16 protein-coding genes are annotated in these 18,145 nt (G+C 70.5%); 13 read left to right on the top strand and 3 right to left on the bottom strand.

Annotated elements, in window-relative coordinates:
* Window positions 1-54 precede the first annotated feature (54 nt).
* From ACWC24_RS02500 to ACWC24_RS02475, 6 genes are all read left to right on the top strand, one after another.
* Window positions 55-1,023: a hypothetical protein gene (locus ACWC24_RS02500; protein ID WP_450660953.1), complete on the top strand. Its 969-nt coding sequence runs from the start codon at window positions 55-57 to the stop codon at window positions 1,021-1,023.
* 139 nt (window positions 1,024-1,162) lie between these two features.
* Window positions 1,163-2,269, top strand: coding sequence for a multiple monosaccharide ABC transporter substrate-binding protein (gene chvE / locus ACWC24_RS02495; RefSeq protein WP_450660952.1), 1,107 nt, complete (start codon window positions 1,163-1,165; stop codon window positions 2,267-2,269).
* Window positions 2,270-2,310: 41 nt separating this feature from the next.
* Window positions 2,311-3,861 (top strand): multiple monosaccharide ABC transporter ATP-binding protein, encoded by a 1,551-nt coding sequence (mmsA, locus tag ACWC24_RS02490; RefSeq protein WP_450660951.1) that lies wholly within the window; start codon window positions 2,311-2,313, stop codon window positions 3,859-3,861.
* A complete protein-coding gene (gene mmsB / locus ACWC24_RS02485) occupies window positions 3,858-5,099 on the top strand; it encodes a multiple monosaccharide ABC transporter permease (RefSeq protein WP_450660950.1) in 1,242 nt (413 codons plus the stop codon). Before mmsA ends, mmsB begins: the two co-directional genes overlap by 4 nt.
* Before the next feature lie 54 nt (window positions 5,100-5,153).
* Entirely contained in the window at window positions 5,154-6,299 is a 1,146-nt protein-coding gene (locus ACWC24_RS02480) for an aldose epimerase family protein (RefSeq protein ID WP_450660949.1), read from the top strand.
* Between the two features lie 153 nt (window positions 6,300-6,452).
* Window positions 6,453-8,090, top strand: coding sequence for a pyridoxal phosphate-dependent aminotransferase (locus tag ACWC24_RS02475; protein WP_450660948.1), 1,638 nt, complete (start codon window positions 6,453-6,455; stop codon window positions 8,088-8,090).
* A 36-nt stretch (window positions 8,091-8,126) separates the two neighbouring features.
* Here the strand turns inward: ACWC24_RS02475 and ACWC24_RS02470 are convergent, their stop codons facing one another.
* Window positions 8,127-9,095, bottom strand: coding sequence for an arabinan endo-1,5-alpha-L-arabinosidase (locus ACWC24_RS02470; protein ID WP_450660947.1), 969 nt, complete (start codon window positions 9,093-9,095; stop codon window positions 8,127-8,129).
* Window positions 9,096-9,377: 282 nt separating this feature from the next.
* Between ACWC24_RS02470 and ACWC24_RS02465 the strand changes: the two genes are divergently transcribed.
* Window positions 9,378-10,151 (top strand): intradiol ring-cleavage dioxygenase, encoded by a 774-nt coding sequence (locus tag ACWC24_RS02465; RefSeq protein WP_450660946.1) that lies wholly within the window; start codon window positions 9,378-9,380, stop codon window positions 10,149-10,151.
* Window positions 10,152-10,253: 102 nt separating this feature from the next.
* On the opposite strand, the gene ACWC24_RS02460 is transcribed toward ACWC24_RS02465, so the two are convergent.
* On the bottom strand, window positions 10,254-10,907 hold the full coding sequence (locus tag ACWC24_RS02460) for a DUF4360 domain-containing protein (protein WP_450660945.1): 654 nt from the start codon (window positions 10,905-10,907) through the stop codon (window positions 10,254-10,256).
* Window positions 10,908-11,164: 257 nt separating this feature from the next.
* On the opposite strand from ACWC24_RS02460, the gene ACWC24_RS02455 reads away from it, so the two are divergent.
* Window positions 11,165-11,830, top strand: a complete 666-nt coding sequence (locus ACWC24_RS02455) for a hypothetical protein (protein WP_450660944.1) — start codon at window positions 11,165-11,167, stop codon at window positions 11,828-11,830.
* A gap of 28 nt (window positions 11,831-11,858) precedes the next feature.
* Here the strand turns inward: ACWC24_RS02455 and ACWC24_RS02450 are convergent, their stop codons facing one another.
* The gene (locus ACWC24_RS02450; protein WP_450660943.1) at window positions 11,859-12,317 is read right to left on the bottom strand and encodes an RrF2 family transcriptional regulator; all 459 of its coding nucleotides are present in this window, start codon (window positions 12,315-12,317) and stop codon (window positions 11,859-11,861) included.
* A 219-nt stretch (window positions 12,318-12,536) separates the two neighbouring features.
* Between ACWC24_RS02450 and ACWC24_RS02445 the strand changes: the two genes are divergently transcribed.
* Genes ACWC24_RS02445 through ACWC24_RS02425 form a run of 5 tightly spaced genes read left to right on the top strand, consistent with a single transcriptional unit; the run spans window position 12,537 to window position 18,104 of the window.
* Entirely contained in the window at window positions 12,537-13,766 is a 1,230-nt protein-coding gene (locus ACWC24_RS02445; RefSeq protein ID WP_450660942.1) for an MAB_1171c family putative transporter, read from the top strand.
* 33 nt (window positions 13,767-13,799) lie between these two features.
* Window positions 13,800-14,324, top strand: a complete 525-nt coding sequence (locus tag ACWC24_RS02440) for a toxin (RefSeq protein ID WP_450660941.1) — start codon at window positions 13,800-13,802, stop codon at window positions 14,322-14,324.
* Window positions 14,321-15,502: an MAB_1171c family putative transporter gene (locus ACWC24_RS02435; protein WP_450660940.1), complete on the top strand. Its 1,182-nt coding sequence runs from the start codon at window positions 14,321-14,323 to the stop codon at window positions 15,500-15,502. Before ACWC24_RS02440 ends, ACWC24_RS02435 begins: the two co-directional genes overlap by 4 nt.
* The gene (locus tag ACWC24_RS02430; RefSeq protein WP_450660939.1) at window positions 15,472-16,698 is read left to right on the top strand and encodes an MAB_1171c family putative transporter; all 1,227 of its coding nucleotides are present in this window, start codon (window positions 15,472-15,474) and stop codon (window positions 16,696-16,698) included. Before ACWC24_RS02435 ends, ACWC24_RS02430 begins: the two co-directional genes overlap by 31 nt.
* An 8-nt stretch (window positions 16,699-16,706) precedes the next feature.
* Complete coding sequence (locus ACWC24_RS02425; RefSeq protein WP_450660938.1) at window positions 16,707-18,104, top strand: FAD-dependent monooxygenase; 1,398 nt, start codon at window positions 16,707-16,709, stop codon at window positions 18,102-18,104.
* Window positions 18,105-18,145: the final 41 nt, after the last annotated feature.

Genomic DNA, 18,145 nt, shown 5'->3' with positions numbered 1-18,145 from the left:
TCCGCACCCAGAGCCGCGAACCTCGTCCGAAATACCGAACAAGAAGGACAGCTTGTGACCGACGCTTCCGCCACGGCAGCCCGTCGACCCGGCGAGCCGGCGCTCGCCGCACTGGGCCTGGGCGCACCCGCCCTCGACCCCGCCGACGCCTCGCCCCACAGCTTCCCGGGCGGTGGCCGCTGGCGCACCGAGATCCCCTCCTGCGAGGGCCCCGAGGCGCTGGCCGTCGTCCTGAAGGAGGCCTCGCGCCTGGACGTGCCGGTCCACCGGATCAGCCAGGGCAGCGGCGTGTGGATGCTGACCGACGCCGAGATCACCGAGATGGTCGACGCGACCGCCGAACGGGACATCGAGCTCTGCCTGTTCACCGGACCGCGCGGCACCTGGGACATCGGCGGCTCGACGCGCACCGACTCGCGCGGCGGCGGCACCCGCGCCCGCGGCCACGACGCCGTCGCCGGGTGCGTCGAGGACGCCGTCCGGGCCACCGAACTGGGCGTCAAATGCCTCCTCGTCGCCGACGAGGGCGTGCTGTGGACGCTGCACCGGGCGCGCCTGGCCGGCATCATCCCGGCGGACACCACCCTGAAGGTGTCCGCGCTCATCGGCCCGGTCAACCCGGCCGCGTACGCGGTCTACGAGGGGCTGGGCGCCGACTCGGTCAACGTGCCCAGCGACCTGACGCTCGACCACCTCACGGAGATCCGGCGGGTGTCGGCCGCCCCCATGGACATGTACATCGAGGCTCCCGACGATCTCGGCGGGTATGTCCGGATGTACGAGGTCGCCGAGCTGATCCGGCGCGGCGCACCGCTCTACCTCAAGTTCGGCCTGTCCAAGGCGCCCGGAATCTACCCGTACGGGCACCACTTGAGGGATCTGACCCTGTCCACCGCGCGGGAGCGCGTGCGGCGCGGCCGGCTGGCCCTGGACCTGCTCGCACGGCACGGGGTCGACGGCGAAATGGCCCCTCTCGGGTCCCGTCTGCCCGGCACCCTGAAGCGGTTCGAAACTTCCGCATAACGTTCCGGCCAATCCCCCTTCACAAAAGACGACGCAGTCGAACACAATCCCACAACCGCTTCTCGGACTTGCTGCACCGTTCGAGCACCCGCACCACGCCAGACCGAGCCCTGCTCCACACACATCAAGGATGATGATCATGCGTACTCGCAGAGCCGCCCTCGCCGCCATAGCCGGAGCCGCCTCCCTCGCGCTCACCCTCACCGCCTGCGGTCAGAACAGCGACGGCGGCAGCAAGGAGGAGACGGGCAGCAGCAAGGGCGGGACCATCGGCATCGCGATGCCGACCAAGTCCTCCGAGCGCTGGATCGCCGACGGTGCCAACGTCGAGAAGGACCTTCAGTCCAAGGGCTACAAGACCAAGCTGGTCTACGGCGAGGACGACCCGGACCAGCAGGTCTCGCAGATCGAGAACCTGATCACGCAGGGCGTCAAGGCGCTGATCGTCGCGGCCATCGACAACAAGTCCCTGAACAACGTGCTCCAGCAGGCCGCGGACGCGCACATCCCGGTCATCGCCTACGACCGCCTGATCCTGGGCACGAAGAACGTCGACTACTACGCGTCCTTCGACAACTCCAAGGTCGGCGAGCTCCAGGCCAACTACATCGTCGACAAGCTGGGTCTGAAGAGCGGCAAGGGCCCGTTCAACATCGAGCTGTTCGCCGGCTCCAACGACGACAACAACACCAAGTACTTCTTCGGCGGCGCGATGAGCGTGCTCCAGCCGTACATCGACAGCAAGAAGCTCGTCGTCCAGTCCGGCCAGACCGGTCTCACCCAGGTCACCACCCTGCGCTGGGACGGCGCCACCGCCCAGAAGCGCATGGACGACATCCTCACCAAGTCGTACTCCAGCAAGAAGGTCGACGCGGTCCTCTCGCCGTACGACGGCATCTCCATCGGCATCCTGTCGGCGCTGAAGTCGGACGACTACGGCTCCAAGGCCAAGCCGCTGCCGGTCCTCACCGGCCAGGACGCCGAGCTGGCCTCGGTGAAGTCGATCATCGCGGGCGAGCAGACGCAGACCGTCTACAAGGACACCCGCGAACTGGCCAAGGTCGCCTCGAACATGGTCGACGCGGTCCTCAACGGCAAGAAGCCGGAGACCAACGACACCAAGACCTACGACAACGGCTCCAAGGTCGTCCCCGCCTACCTGCTCCAGCCGGTGAGCGTCGACAAGGCCAACTACCAGTCGGTCCTGGTGGACGGCGGCTACTACACGGCGGACGAGCTCAAGTAGCCACCGGTCCCACTGACTTCTACTGATTGGAAGGCACGACCATGGCGGGACCCGTCCTGGAAATGCGCTCGATCGTCAAGACCTTTCCCGGCGTCAAAGCACTGTCGGACGTCACGCTGACCGTCCGCCAGGGCGAGGTCCATGCCATCTGCGGGGAGAACGGCGCCGGCAAGTCGACCCTGATGAAGGTCCTCTCCGGCGTCCACCCGCACGGGAGTTACGAGGGCGAGATCCTCTTCGAGGGCGACGTCTGCCGCTTCCGGGACATCCGGGCGAGCGAGCAGCACGGCATCGTGATCATCCATCAGGAACTGGCGCTGGTGCCGTTCCTGTCGATCGCGGAGAACATCTTCCTCGGCAACGAGCACGCCAAGCGTGGGTTCATCAACTGGAACGAGACCCTGCGGCACGCCAGCGAACTGCTGCGACGCGTCGGCCTCGACGAGCACCCCGAGACCCGCGTCGCCGACATCGGCGTGGGCAAGCAGCAGCTCGTGGAGATCGCGAAGGCGCTGTCCAAGGAGGTGAAGCTGCTCATCCTCGACGAGCCGACCGCGGCACTGAACGACGAGGACAGCGGCAAGCTCCTGGACCTGATCCTGGAGCTGAAGAACCAGGGCATCACCTCGATCATCATCTCCCACAAGCTGAACGAGATCCGCCGGGTCGCCGACTCGGTGACGATCCTGCGCGACGGGCGGTCCATCGAGACGCTCGACGTGACGGCGGCGGAGACGACCGAGGACCGGATCATCAGCGGCATGGTCGGCCGTGACCTCGACCACCGCTTCCCCGAGCGCACCCCGCACCACCCCGAGGAGGATGCGGCCCCGGCGCTGGAGATCCGCGACTGGACCGTGCACCACCCGATCGACCAGCAGCGCAAGGTGGCCGACGAGGTGTCGCTCCACGTGCGGCGCGGGGAGATCGTCGGCATCGCCGGCCTCATGGGCGCCGGCCGCACCGAGCTCGCGATGAACGTCTTCGGCCGGACCTACGGCCGGTACGCGGGCGGCACGGTCCTCAAGGACGGCAAGGAGATCCGTACCAAGACCGTCGCGGAGGCGGTCGGGCACGGCATCGCGTACGTCACCGAGGACCGCAAGCACTACGGCCTCAACCTGATCGACACGATCAACCGCAACATCTCGCTGACCGCCCTGGACAAGGTCGCCAACCGGGGCATGGTCGACGAGCACGAGGAGCGCCAGGTCGCCGAGCGCTACCGCAAGTCGATGAACATCAAGGCGCCGACCGTCTTCGAGCCGGTCGGCAAGCTGTCCGGCGGCAACCAGCAGAAGGTCGTCCTCAGCAAGTGGATCTTCGCGGGTCCGGACGTGCTGATCCTGGACGAACCGACCCGCGGCATCGACGTGGGCGCCAAGTTCGAGATCTACACGGTCATCGACAAGCTGGCCGCCGAGGGCAAGGCGATCATCTTCATCTCCTCCGAGCTGCCCGAACTGCTCGGCATGTGCGACCGCATCTACACCATGGCCGCCGGGCGGCTGACAGGTGAGTTCTCGCGGGCCGAGGCCACGCAGGAAGTGCTGATGCGTCAGATGACGAAGGACAAAGAGGTAACGCGATGAGCACCGATGTGACCAACAGCCCGGCCGAGGCACCACCGGGCAAGGGCGGCGGCGAGACCGGGGAGAACCTGGTGCGGCTGATGCTCGACGGCCTGCGCCGCAACATGCGCCAGTACGGCATGCTGATCGCGCTCGGCCTGATCGTCGTCCTCTTCGCCGTGTGGACCGACGGGGACCTGCTGCTGCCGCGCAACGTCTCCAACCTGGTCCTGCAGAACAGCTACATCCTGATCCTCGCGATCGGCATGATGCTGGTGATCATCGCGGGCCACATCGACCTGTCGGTCGGCTCGCTGACCGCGTTCGTGGGCGCGTTCGCGGCCGTGCTGATGGTGGAACACCGGATGGCGTGGCCGCTCGCCCTGCTGCTGTGCCTGCTGGTGGGCGCCGTGGCGGGCTCGGTCCAGGGCTTCCTGATCGCCTATCTCGGCATACCGTCCTTCATCGTCACCCTCGCCGGGATGCTGCTCTTCCGCGGTCTGACCGAGATCCTGCTCAAGGGGCAGACCCTCGGCCCGTTCCCGGACGGCCTGCAGAAGGTCGGCAACGGCTTCCTGCCGGAGGTCGGCCCGACCACCAACTACCACAACATCACCCTGCTGCTCGGCCTCGCCGTGATCGTCTTCGTGGTCCTCCAGGAGGTCCGCGACCGCAAGCGCCAGCAGGAGTTCACCCTGGACGTGCTGCCGGCCAAGCTGTTCGCGCTGAAGCTGGTGGCGCTGGTCGCCGCGGTGCTCACCGTCACGATGCTGCTCGCCAGCTACAAGGGCGCGCCGATCGTGCTGCTGATCCTCGGCGTGCTGGTCGTCGGCTACGGCTACGTGATGCGCAACGCCGTCTTCGGCCGTCACATCTACGCCATCGGCGGCAACCTCCCGGCGGCGAAGCTGTCCGGCGTCAAGGACAAGAAGGTCACCTTCTATGTCTTCCTCAACATGGGCATGCTCGCGGCCCTGGCGGGTCTGGTGGTCGCCGCCCGCCTGAACGCGGCCTCCCCGAAGGCCGGCCTGAACTTCGAGCTGGAGGCCATCGCCTCGTCGTTCATCGGCGGCGCGTCCATGAGCGGCGGTGTCGGTACCGTCCTCGGCGCGATCATCGGTGGTCTGGTCCTCGGCGTGCTGAACAACGGCATGAACCTCCTCAGTGTCGGCACCGACTGGCAACAGGTCATCAAGGGCCTGGCCCTGTTGGCGGCGGTCGGGTTCGACGTGTGGAACAAGCGCAAGTCCGGTTCGTAACTCATCAGGGCCCCACCCGAAAGGTGGGGCCCCTTCCATTTGCAGGAGCCGCACATGGACATGAGCAGACGCACGGTCATCGCAGGAGCGGCGGCAGCAGGCTTAACCGCCGCCACCATCGGCACCGCACACGCCTCGGGGGTCAGGAAGCCGGTGAAGGAGCTCTTCGGCACGCTCGCCGACGGCACCAGGGTCCACCGCTGGTCGCTGGAGAACGGCGGCACCCGGCTCAAGGTGCTGTCCTACGGCGGCATCGTCAACTCCCTGGAGATCCCCGACCGGCACGGCCGCCACCGCAATGTCTCGCTGGGCTTCGGCAACATCGAGGACTACGTCGCCAAGAGCCCGTACTTCGGCGCTCTGATAGGCCGCTACGGCAACCGCATCGGCAAGGGGCAGTTCACCCTCGACGGCACCGCCTACCAGGTCAGCGTCAACGACGGCGTGAACAGCCTGCACGGCGGCGCCCAGGGCTTCGACAAGCGCGTCTGGGACGTCGAGCCGTTCACGAAGGGCTCCGACGTCGGCCTGCACCTGCACTACACCAGCGTCGACGGCGAGATGGGCTACCCGGGCACGCTCCGGGCGAAGGTCACCTACACCCTCACCCGGTCCGGCGACTGGCGCATCGACTACGAGGCCACCACCAGCAAGGCCACCGTCGTCAACCTCACCAGCCATGTGTACTGGAACCTGGCCGGCGAGGGCAGCGGGTCCGTCTACGACCACGAGCTGTCCATCGCCGCCGCCCGCTACACGCCGGTCGACTCGGGGCTGATCCCCACGGGCGAACTGGCGAAGGTCGCGGGCACCCCGTTCGACTTCCGCAGGACGAAGGCGGTCGGCGCGGACATCCGCGTCGCCGACCAGCAGCTCCTGTACGGCAAGGGCATCGACCACAACTGGGTCCTCGACAAGGGCGTCACCGCGAAGCCCGTGCACGTCGCGACCCTGCGCGACCCGTCCTCGGGCCGCTCGCTGAGCATCGCGACCACCGAGCCGGGCCTCCAGTTCTACTCGGGCAACTTCCTCGACGGCACCCTGGTCGGCTCCGGCGGCCGCATCTACCGCCAGGGCGACGCCCTCTGCCTGGAGACCCAGCACTTCCCGGACTCGCCGAACAAGCCGTCGTTCCCGTCGACCGTGCTGCGGCCGGGCCAGACATACCGGACGTCCACGGTCCATACGTTCGGCGTGTGAGACCGGGCCGAGGGAAGTCACACTTCTTTCACCAGAGTTGAACAGCGCCTCCCAGGAATCCGTATGCAAGGGCGGCCCGTGCTCCCCCGCGCGGGCCACCCAATGACGACGGGCCCGGACGTCCCCTCCGGGCCCGCCCCATATGGAGGATCCATGCCCGACAACGTCACCTCGTTGTTCCGCAGCACAGCGGCGCACAGTCCGTCGATGGCGGCGCTGACGCGGGAGGGCGACGGATCGGGTCCCGTGGACTTCTGCATCCCGTGCAACCCCTACTTCCCCACCCCGGCGATGTTCGAGGAGATGGCCGCCCGGCTGCGGGACATCATCACGTACTACCCGAGCAGCGCCGACACGATCACCGGCGAGCTGTGCAACCTGCTCCAGCTCCCGCCGCAGTGCGTGGCCATGGGCAACGGCTCCACCGAACTCATCACCTGGATCGACCACCTGCTGGTCCGCGAGTCCCTCGCCGTCCCCGTCCCCACCTTCGGCCGCTGGACCGACCAGCCGATGGAGACCGGCAAGCGCGTCGACATGTTCCCGCTCCAGGAGTCCAACGGGTTCGTCCTGGACCTCGCGCAGTACGCCGAGTTCATCCGCAAGCGGGGCACCCGGGTCGCGGTGATCTGCAACCCGAACAACCCCGACGGCGGCTTCCTGCACAAGCAGCAGCTGGTGCAGTTCATGGACGCGATGGCCGATCTGGACCTGGTCGTCATCGACGAGTCGTTCCTGGAGTTCGCGGACGCGGAGGCGGAACCCAGCGTCGTGCAGGAGGCGATGCTGCGTCCGAACGTCGTCGTCCTGCGCAGCCTGGGCAAGAACTTCGGCCTGCACGGCATCCGCTTCGGCTATCTGGTCGCCAACCCTTCGCTGGCCGGCAAGGTCCGCTCCATGCTGCCCAAGTGGAACCTCAACTCCTTCGCGGAGCACGTGGTGTTCATGCTCAAGGAGCACGGCACCGAGTACATGCAGAGCCTGCAGCAGGTCCGTCGCGACCGTCTGGACATGGCCGCCCAGCTCGCCGCGCTGCCCGGCCTGACGGTCTACCCCTCGCAGGGCAACTTCCTCTTCGTACGCCTTCCCGTCGGCGCCGAGGGCACCGTGGTCCGCGACCGGATGCTCACCGAGCACCGGATCCTGGTGCGCGAGTGCGGCAACAAGGTCGGCTCGTCCAGCCGCTTCCTGCGTCTCGTGGTGCGCCCCCAGGTCGACGTGCGTCGCCTGGTGACCGGCCTGGAGCAGGTGCTCTACGGGACCAGGAGGGGAGCCGCCGTGCCCGAGCTCGCCACCGGGACCGGCTACAGCTCGGGTACGGCGGCGGTGGACCGGCTCGTCGGCGCGACGAACGGCGGGGGCATGCCGGGGCTCGCCGCCCAGGCCATGGCGGGCCAGTCCATGGGCGCGGGGACACCGATGCCGGTGGCGGCCCAGGCGGCGCCGCAGCAGGTACCGCAGCAGGTTCCCCAGCAGATCCCCGCGCCGGTTCCGCAGCCGGTCCCGGCCCCGTTCCCGCAGCAGGCTCCGCAGCAGTTCCCGCAGCCGATGGCGGCACCGGCCCCCACCCCGTACCCCGCGCAGCTCCCGGCCGCCGCCCAGATGGCCGCCCCGGCACCGGAACCGGCCCCCGCGCCGATGGCCGGCCCGACCCCGCCCGGGGTCCCCGCTCGCGGCGGCCTCACCGCGGCCCAGGTCAGAGGCACCAACGGCCTCTCCCCCGCCCCGGCGACGGGCTGGCCCCAGGCGCAGAACTGGCCGAACGCGGCGGGCATGGGCCAGACGGGCTGAGCCCGTCCGGCCCGGACCGGCGAGCCGGCGGCCCGTTCAGTACGCGACGGGCCAGCCGGTGCTCCAGTTCAGCAGGTTGATGCCGAGCTTGGGGGTGCCGCTGTCGTTGCCGTCGTAGTAGTGGTAGACGATCAGGTCGCCGTCGCTGTCGTTCATGATCGACTGACCGCCGGGGCCGATGACGCTGCCGTGGGTCTCCAGTACCGCCGTGCCACCGTTGTTCGTCATGGCGACCCCGCTCTTGTCGTAGTACGGCCCGGTGACGCCGGTGGCCCGGCCGACCTTGACCTTGTAGGTCGAGGAGGTGCCGGCGCAGCAGGTGTCGTACGAGGCGAACAGGTAGTAGTAGCCGTTGCGCTTGACGACGTACGGCGCCTCGACGGCCTTGGTGCCGGTGGGCCGGTAGGCGAGCGAGTAGCGGGTGGTGTCGCCGGAGTACTGCTTCCCGGTCGAGGGGTCGATCCGGATCATCTTGATGCCGGTCCACCAACTGCCGAAGGACAGCCACCACTTGCCGTCGTCGTCGACGAACAGATTGGGATCGATGGCGTTGTAGTCGCTGGAGGTGGTGGAGGTGTAGACGATGCCGTAGTCGCTCCAGGAGCCGGGCAGTCCGGTGCTCGAACCCGCCAGACCTATCGCCGACTTGTTGGATCCGAAGGTCGAGACGGCGTAGTACAGCAGGTACTTGCCGCCGCGGTAGGAGATGTCGGGCGCCCAGGCCTCGGTGGCGTACGACGACCACCAGCTCGGTTTGGTGGTGAACGCGTCGGAGCCGGAGCCGAACGCGACGCGGTCGGTGGAGGTGCGGTAGGCGAGGCCGCCGCCGGTGGCGTAGAGCAGGTAGCGGCCGGCGGAGGTGCGGATCATCGTCGGGTCGTGCACGACGGTGGAGCCGGTGACCGTGCCGGGATTGGGATAGGCGGACGCGGTCGAGGGGGCCAGCGCCAGCAGGATCGCGGCCGGGACGGCGAGGAGCAGGGCCCTGCGGGAGGTGCGGCTCATACGGACGCTCCTTGGTGGGGGGAATCACAGACATCACGGGGATCACGGAAATCACGGGGATCACGGGCACGTTCGCCATGTCGAACGCGGGTCGAGTCATCGGACGGGACCGTAGAATCGAACCCCTTGCGCGTCAATGGTCCGCGCAGCCACCGGGAGCCCGCGGGGCCGCACGGCCGGATCCGCGCGCGGCTCACAAGAGACTTGACGGGCCGTCGTTTTGCGCAACTGACAGCCGTCCGACAGGCTTCCGACAGCATCCCTCTCTACGGTGCCGTGTTCATGACAGACACCCCTGAGGAAACAGGAACCCGCATCGGACGCCGTACCGTGCTGATGGCCACGGGCGTCACCGCCGCGACGCTGGCCGTGGGTGCGGCCGTCGCGTCCGAGTCCCCCACTGCGGAAGCCGCCCCCGACCTGGCCCCCGCGGCCGCCGCGGCTGTCTGCACTCTCACCAAGGAGATGACCGAAGGCCCCTACTACCTGGACGGACAGTACGTCCGCGCCGACGTCACGGAAGGCAAGGCCGGCGCCCCGCTCAAGCTGGCGCTCACCGTCGTGGACGACGACACCTGCGCCCCGCTCTCCAACGCCCTGGTGGAGATCTGGCACTGCGACGCGCTCGGCGAGTACTCCGGGTTCGTCGGCAACAACGGCCACAGCGAGCCCGACGACGGCACCTTCCTGCGCGGCGGAGTGCTCACCGACTCCAGCGGCCTCGCCGGTATCACCACGATCTACCCGGGCTGGTACCGCGGCCGCTGCGTGCACATCCACGTCAAGGTGCACACCGGCGTCACGCTCACCTCGGACGGCTCGTTCACCGGCGGCCAGGAACTGCACACCGGACAGCTCTTCTTCAGCGAGACGGTGACGACCGCCATGGCGAAGGTCTCGCCCTACTCGACCAACAAGGTCACCCGCACGACCCTCACCCAGGACTCGATCTACGACGGCGGAGGCGCCGCGTCCGGCCTTCTGACCCTCACCGCCCTGGGCAGCTCGGCCTCCTCCGGCTACGCCGGCACCCTCACTCTGGGCGTCGAGCAGTAGCCGACCCTCCCCCACCCGAAAGACCCTGGGTGACCTCGGCCGGCCGGCCGAGGTCACCCAGGGTCCGACCCGTCGGGGGGCGGTGCGGCCCCCCGATCCGGCTCAGGACGCCGCGCAGTCCTTCCAGGCCAGGTGGTAGACCGTGCTGATGTCACCGTCGGTCGAGTCCATGGTCATGAAGCTGACCTTGCCGGGCGACGAGGTGCCGGCGTTCACCCGGAGTTCGGTGTTGATGTTGAAGTTGCGCTGGACTCCACAGGGCGCCCAGACCAGTTGGGCCCAGTCGGTGCTGTCGGTGGCCTCCCAGTTGTCGTTCAGGGGGCCGCTGAACGGGTGACTGCGGTACGCCGTGGCCGGGGAGCCCTGGAAGTAGTACGAGGCCCGCTGGGTGGCGCTCGCACCGGACTCCAGCGCGGCGAAGCCGCGGTAGTCGGCGCTGGCGATGGCGTACGTGAAGCCCTGCGGGACGTGGACGACCAGGTTGAGCTGGCAGTTCTTGCGGAACGCCGTGGGGTCGGAGTTGCCGCCGGCCTGGGCGAGGTAGTTGCTGTAGGTCACCGTGAACGCGGTGTTGTCCTCGGAGACGGCGACGGCGGTGGTGCCCTGGGGACAGCCGGAGCCGTTCACCGTGGCGACGGTGATGACGATCTTGTCCGGGGGCGGGTCGTCGAACACGGGGGAGGAGGCCTGCGCGGGAAGCGCCGAGGTCAGCAGCGCGGCGGCGGCCGCTCCGCTGAGCAGGAGTCCAACGGACATGGTTCTCCTAATGATTCGGTCGTTCAGTGGGGGGTGGCACGCGCACACCCGGCCTGTGGAGAAACCATGAGTACGTTGTGAAGGCCGGGGCGGTGGCATCGTAGGCGCCCGGGGGGCACGGCGGTCAGCCCCAACTCCGGCCATCCGGAATGCCTCTCTGTGACACGACTGTGACTGGAGGTATGGCTTCCGCCACAGCCGGGCAGGCCGGATCGCTTCAAGATCAACAGATGCGCAGAAACCCCTTACCCCCGGTAATGACCGGCCGTCCCGTCGTCGCGGCACTCGCCGCCGCGGGTGTCGCCGCCGGTGTACTGGTCGGCTGGAATGGCCTGGACACCATCAACGGGTGCGGTCTTCCGGTCAATCGGTATCCGTCCGAAAGCGCGCGGGACTGGGTCGACAACGCCGATGTCGTGATCGTCGGACGCGCGACACGCGAGTGGGAGAGCGACCGGCAGGAACTGGCCGTCGGGGCGTACCGGTACCAGGTGGAGCGCACCGTGCGACTGACCCGGGAATCGGTCGTGTTCACCTCCGGGCGCCGGACCCACCCCTCCCCCGGCCCCGCCGTCGACTACGTCGCCCCCGGCTGGAAGATCCCGCGCTCCGACGTCTCCACCCGCGTCGACGTCCTGACCGGCGACGCGCCCCGCGTGGTGCCCGGCCACACCTACGTCCTCGCCCTGCGCTGGGAGGAGGGCGGCTGGGTCTCCCTCGGAGAGGGCGCGGTCGTACCGTTCGACCGCCACACCGTCGGCAACGGGGAGTGGTGCGGCCGGGTGCTGGGACCCGCGGACTTCGCCGAGGGCGAGCGCATGGCCCGCCATGACGACCACAGCCTGGAGAAGGCCCTGCTGGGACAGGGCACGGACGCCGTGGCCCAGGCACTCACCCGGGCGGCCCGGGAGAAGTCCCCCTAGGGCCCGTCACCACCGCACCGTCACGGGTCTACGGGTTCTCCCACGCCGCGGGTTCCGCCGCGAGGCGGCGTACCGGGTCCGGCAGCGCGTCCGCCGCGACGTCGGCGATCGTGACGCCCTCCAGGATCCTGCGCACATTGGCCCGCAGGGCGATCCACAGGGGCAGCAGCGGCTGTGCGGAGCCGGTGTAGGCGAGTTCGGTCGGGCGTTCGCCGCGTACCGACACGATCGGACCGTCGACCGCGCGGATCACGTCCGCGACGGTGACGGCGCGGGCGTCCCGGGCCAGCCGGTAGCCGCCGCCCCCGCCGCGCCTGCTGTCGACGATCCCGGCGCGCCGCAGATCGCCGAGGATGCCCTCCAGGAACTTGTGCGGGATGTCCTGCGCCCCGGCGATCGTCTCCGCCTTCACCGGGTCCCCGTCCTGGCGTACGGCGAGTTCGAGAACCGCCCGTACCGCGTAGTCCGCCCGTGCCGAGATCCTCATGCCCCCATTGTGGGGCGTCGGGGCGGGCACGGTACCTGCGGGCGCGAGCACGCGGCGGCCGCCCGAGGCGGGCCCCTACGTCGTACTCCGGCCAGAACAGGGGCCGTTCGGTGGCCGACAACGGCCGGAGGAAGACATGACGCGGACACTTCCGGGCGCGTAACCTCGGACCCGCCGTGGGGCGGAGGGTGCCGGGGGAAGGCGGGGGAAGGGGGAGGGATGGCAGGCGGCAGTGGCTTCTCCATCTCCTTCTGGATCCCCACCGCGGTGCTGACGGTCGCCCTGCTGATCAAGCTGCCCACGATCATCCGGCTGTGGAAGGACCCGCTGCTGCGGGCCGTGGGCGGGCTGCTGCTGCTCGCCTGTTCGGTGTTCGTGTTCGTGGCGCCGTCGACGATCGCCTGGACCAACCGGGTCACCGGCGTGCCGAACATCTCCGCGCCCTGGGTGTACTCGCTGCTCACCGCGTTCTGCGGGTCCTGTCTGCTGCTGATCATCGCCTGGCGCAACGGCCTGTCCGACCGCTCGGCCGGGACCCGGCGCGCCATGCGGTGGGTGGTCCTCGGGTACACGGGCGTGATCGTGCTGCTGTGGGTGCTGTTCGCGCTGGCGGACGCGCCCGTGGAACGGATCACCGACCTCGACACCTACTACGCCAACACGCCGTACATGCGCGAGATGATCGTGCTGTATCTGCTCGCGCACGCCGTGGCGGTGCTGATCACGTCCCGGCTGCTGTGGAACTGGGTGCGCACCGACGGGCTGGACGCCTGGCTGCGCTGGGGGCTGACGTTCCTCGGCGCGGGCTACGGGCTGAACCTCATCTTCGACGTGTCCAAGTCGGCTGCCGTCGCGGCCCGTTGGACGGGTCACGACCTCGACGTGCTGAGCACCGGGGTGGCACCGCCGGTGGCCTGTCTGTCGGCGATCGCGATCGCGGTCGGCTTCATCCTGCCGCACGTCGGCCAGTACCTGCACGACCGCTGGCGGCTCCGGCTCGCCCACCGCGAGCTGCGGCCGCTGTACCTGCTGACCCGCTCCGTCGCCGGCGGCGGCGTGCCCCGGCTGCCGCGCGGCACGGCCGAACTGCGCCTGACCCGCCGCGAGACGTTCATCCGTGACGTGCTGCTGCCGCTGGCCCGGCACATCGACGTGGAGTTGCGCGGACGGGCCTACGACGCCGCCCGCGCCCTCGGGTTCCCGCCGCGGCGGGCCGAGGCGCTGGCCGCCGCGGTGGCGATCCTGGACGCCGTCGAGGGCTCCCGGGGGCGGCCGGACGGGGACGGCAGCGCCGACGACGCGGACGCCACCGATCTGCTCCGGGGGATCGCGGCCGTGTCGCGGGAGCTGCGCAGACCCGACGACATCGACGCGGTACGCGCCCGCGCGGCGGCGCCGGCGGGTGCGCGGGCGGGCGGGCCGCCGATTTCCGCACCGGAGGTGGGGTAGCTGAAGCGGGGTCTTTCCCGGCATATTTCGACGGTGCGTACGAAGCGGGAGATGCGCCGGCTCGCCGGCACGCTCATCGATCCCATCCGGATCCCGATCCCGGCCGACCCCGGGGACCTCTTCGACGCGCTCGTGGAGTCGGTCAGCCAGTGGCGGGGCCGGGAGGTCGTCGTGCACCGGCGGGTGTTCCCGCCGCACACCGCCAGCGGGCTGTGGCTGGACGGGCGTACCCACGACGACGTCGTCATCGACAAACGGGCCGCCGCCTGGCACCAGATAGTGATCTTCTGTCACGAGGTGTGGCACATGCACCGGCAGGGAACGGACGGCACGGACGCGGGAGTCGACGGCGCGGGCCCCCGACTCGTCGCGGCACGCACCGACTTCAGCCTCGCCGACGAGCAGGAGGCCGACCAGTTCGGCATGCTGATGGGCCGTCGGCTGCGCACCTGGCTGGAAGCACCGGCCGACTCCGTGTACGCCGCCGACAGCAACGGCACCCACGATCTGTCCGGGCGCATCGGAGCCGCCCTCAACTACCGCGGGACACGAGGATGAGCGGTCTGATCAACTATGTGAGCTGCGGGGTGCTGTGGCTGGGCCTGGTGATCAAGGCCCCCGACCTGATGCGGCACCGCGGCGACCCCTATCTGCGGGCCATCTGTGTGGTGCTGGGCCTGGCCGGCGCCTGCTTCTTCCTGGGCGCCCCGCCGACGGTCGGCGCCGTCAACCGGATCAGCGGCGTGCCGAACCTCGCCGCCCCGCTGACGTACGCGTCGATCACCGCGTACAGCGCCGCCGCGCTGATCCTGATCGTGTACTGGCGGGGCGGTCCGCACGTGCACCGCACCACCCGTCGCTGGGTGGTGGCGTACACCTGCGTCCTGGTCGGCATCGCCGGGACGTTCGCGCTCGGCGACGCGCCCGTGGAACGCCGTACCGACCTGGACACCTACTACGCGACGACGCCGTTCGTCGCCGAGATGATCGTGCTCTACCTGGCCGGGCACCTCGTCGCCGCGGTCGTGACCACGGTGTCGTCCCTGAGCTGGGCCCGCCAGGTGCGCGGCTGGCTGCGCGCGGGCCTGGTGACGCTCGGCCTCGGCACGCTGTGCAACGCCGGCTACAGCGTGAGCAAGCTCGCCGCGGTGGCGGCCCGCTGGAGCGGGCGCGACTGGTCGGGGCTGAGCACCACCGTCTCGCCGGCGGCCGCCGGCCTGGGCGCCCTGACCACGGTCACCGGCGTCCTGATCCCGCTGCTCGGCCCCCGGCTGACCCAGTGGCACAGCTCCCGGCGGGCGTACGCGCGGCTCGAACCGCTGGAGCGGGAACTCGACGACGTCCTCACCCGACGCGCACTGCGGCTGCCCCGGCCCCGCTGGTCCTCCCCCACCACCCGGCTGATCTGGCGCCGGACCAGCATCCACAACGCGCTCGGTCACCTGGACGCGCTCTTCGACCGGGGTCTGTACGACCGCACCCGCGAGGCCGCGCTGGCGGACACCGGTGGCGATCCCGAGCAGGCCGAGGCCGTCGCCTGGGCCGCCGTCATCACGGTCGCCGTACGGGAGGAGGAGCACCGGGCCGGACCGCTCGCGCAGGCCGCCGGGACCGACTGGATCGCGGACCGCACGCCCGGCCCGGACGCGCTCGTGCGGATCGCCGACGCGCTCGCCTCCTCGCCGCTCGTCGCGGCGGCCCGCGTGTGCGGCGCGACCACCTCGGGCAGCGCATGAACGTCGTCCTCTACGTCGCCGCCGTCGGCCTCGCGCTGTCCGGCGCGGTGCTGTTCCGGCGACCGCGCGCGGGAGTACGGGCCGTGCGCAACCCGCTGACCGTGTCGACGTGCGCGACCCTCGCCCTCGCCTCGCTCGTCCTCGTCTGCTCGGCCCCGCTGACCCTGGCCGCCGTCAACGACCTCACCGGCGTCCCCAACTTCGGCGCCCCGCTCACCTACGGCATGCTCTCCGCCTACAGCTGCTCGCTGTTCGTCCTGCTGATCAACTGGCGCGGCGGGCCCCGCGAGCGGATCCGGCGCATGGTGCTGCGGGCCGTCGCCGCCTACACGGCGCTGATCGTCACCCTCGTCACGCTGTTCACGCTGGCGGACGCGCCCGTGGAGCGGCTCACCGACCTCGACACCTACTACGCCGACACGCCGTACATGCGCGAGATGATCGTGCTCTATCTGGCCGGGCACAGCGTCGCCACCGTCGGGCTGTGCGCGGTGGGCGTCAAGTGGGGGCGCGAGGTCACCGGGCTGCTGCGGACCGGACTGCGGCTGATCCTGATCGGTTCGATGCTCGACCTGGTGGGCTTCCAGCTCACCAAGTACACGGCTGTCGTGGCACGTTGGGCGGGCCACGACCTCGACTTCCTGTCCACCGCCGTCGCCCCGCCGATGGCCTCGCTCGGCGCGCTGACCTGCTCCGTGGGGTTCGTGCTGCCCCGGCTCGGGCCCTCGGTCGCCGCGCACTGGCACAGCCTGCGCGACCTGCGGGCGCTGGGGCCGCTGTGGTCGGCGCTGCGGTTCGCCTCCACCGCGCCGCCACCGCCCGGTTCCTGGTGGCGGCTGCCGCGGGAGCGGTTGCAATGGCGCGAGGTCGCCATCCACGACGCGCTGCTGACGCTGGCCCCCTACTTCGACGACCGGGTCCGGGAACGGGCCCTCGACGGCGCCCTGCGCGCGGGCCGCACCCCGCACCGGGCGCGGGCCGCGGCGGAGGCGGCCATGCTCGCCGCCGCCGCGCGCCATGCCGCCGCGCGGTCGCGGCCCTTCGACGCGCCGAGCGGGTACCGGCTGCGGGCCACCAGGGCCTCCGGGACCAGCGGGCTGGCCGAACTGGTGGAGCTGGCTCAGGAGTTCACCCGATCAACACCTGTCACCGCGGTATGTGAAGGTACGGTGACCGCGACCCCCGACCGACCCTGAGGAGCCCCATGACGCGCAGAGCTGTCGTCATCGGCGCCGGCCTGGCCGGCATGCTGGCCGCGGCCGCGCTGTCCACCGGCGTGGACGAAGTGATCGTGCTGGAGCGCGACGAGCTGCCCGAAGGACCCGCCCACCGCAAGGGTCTGCCGCAGGGCCGCCACTCCCACGTGCTGATGGCCGGCGGCCTGGCGGCGATGGAGGAGGTCGTGCCGGGCGTGAGCATACGCAAGCAGCTCCTCGCCGCGGGCGCCCACGAACTGTCCCTGGGCCGGGACATGCTGGCGCTCACCCCCGAGGGCTGGTTCCGGCGCTGGCAGGACGAGGGCCCCCGGCTGATCGCGTGCAGCCGCGCGCTGCTGGACTGGGTGGTGCGGGTCGCCGTGGCGGCGGACCCGCGGGTGGTGATCCGCCGGGGCCGGGCCGTCGGCCTGCTGGGCGACGCGGGCCGGGTGAGCGGCGTACGCGTGGCCGCCGAGGGCGCCGAGGACGTCGGCGAGCACGACCTCGCCGCGGACCTCGTCGTCGACACGAGCGGCCGCGGGTCACGGGTGGTGCACTGGCTGGGCGGGCTGGGGGTGACCGGCGTCCGGGAACGGACCGTGGACACGGGCCTGGTCAACGCCACCCGCGTGTACCGCGCCCCCGAGGGCGCCGAACGCTTCCCCATGACGGTCCTCCAGGCCGACCCGTACGCGTCCCGGCCGGGCCGCAGCGGGATGATCCTGCCGATCGAGGGCGGCCGCTGGATGGTCAGCCTCGGCGGCACACGCGGCGGCGAACCGCCCGCCGATCCGGAGGGCTTCCTGCGTTACGCCCTCGACCTGCCCCACCCCGTGGTCAGCAGGCTGATCTCCCGGGCCGAACCCCTCACCGACGTGTACCTCAGCCGCAGTACCCGCAACGACCGCCGGTACCTGGAGAAGGTCCGCGACTGGCCCGAGGGCCTGGTCGTGCTCGGCGACGCGCTGGCCACCTTCAACCCGGCGTACGGGCAGGGCATGACGGTGGCGGCGCTCGGCGCCCGGGTGCTGAGCCGGGAACTGACGGACGGTGGCATCGGCGGCGCCGGGCTGGCCCGCCGGGTGCAGCGCGGGGCCGCCCGGCCGGTCGACGCGGCCTGGGCGGCGGCCGTCGGCCAGGACGTCTGGTACCCGCAGACCCGCGGCGCCCGGCCCGGCGCGGGCGACCGCGTGCTCACCCGCTTCACCCGCCGACTGACCCTGGCGGCGACCGGCTCCCACGGCGCGGCATCGGCCCTGTGGGACGTGACGAGTCTGCTGACGGGCCCCGAACGCCTGCTCCGGCCGACCGCCCTCCTGGCGATCCTCAACGGTCCCCTGCTGCCACCGCTGTCGGGCCCGCCGCTGACCCACGAGGAGCGACGGCTGGTGGAGGCGGCGGGCTGAGCACGACGAACCGGCCCGCCCCGACCCACGACAGACTGCGG

This window comes from Streptomyces sp. NPDC001443 (assembly GCF_053597355.1).
The sequence above is the reverse complement of the archived record's forward strand: the minus strand, read 5'-3'. Positions and strand labels throughout refer to the sequence as shown.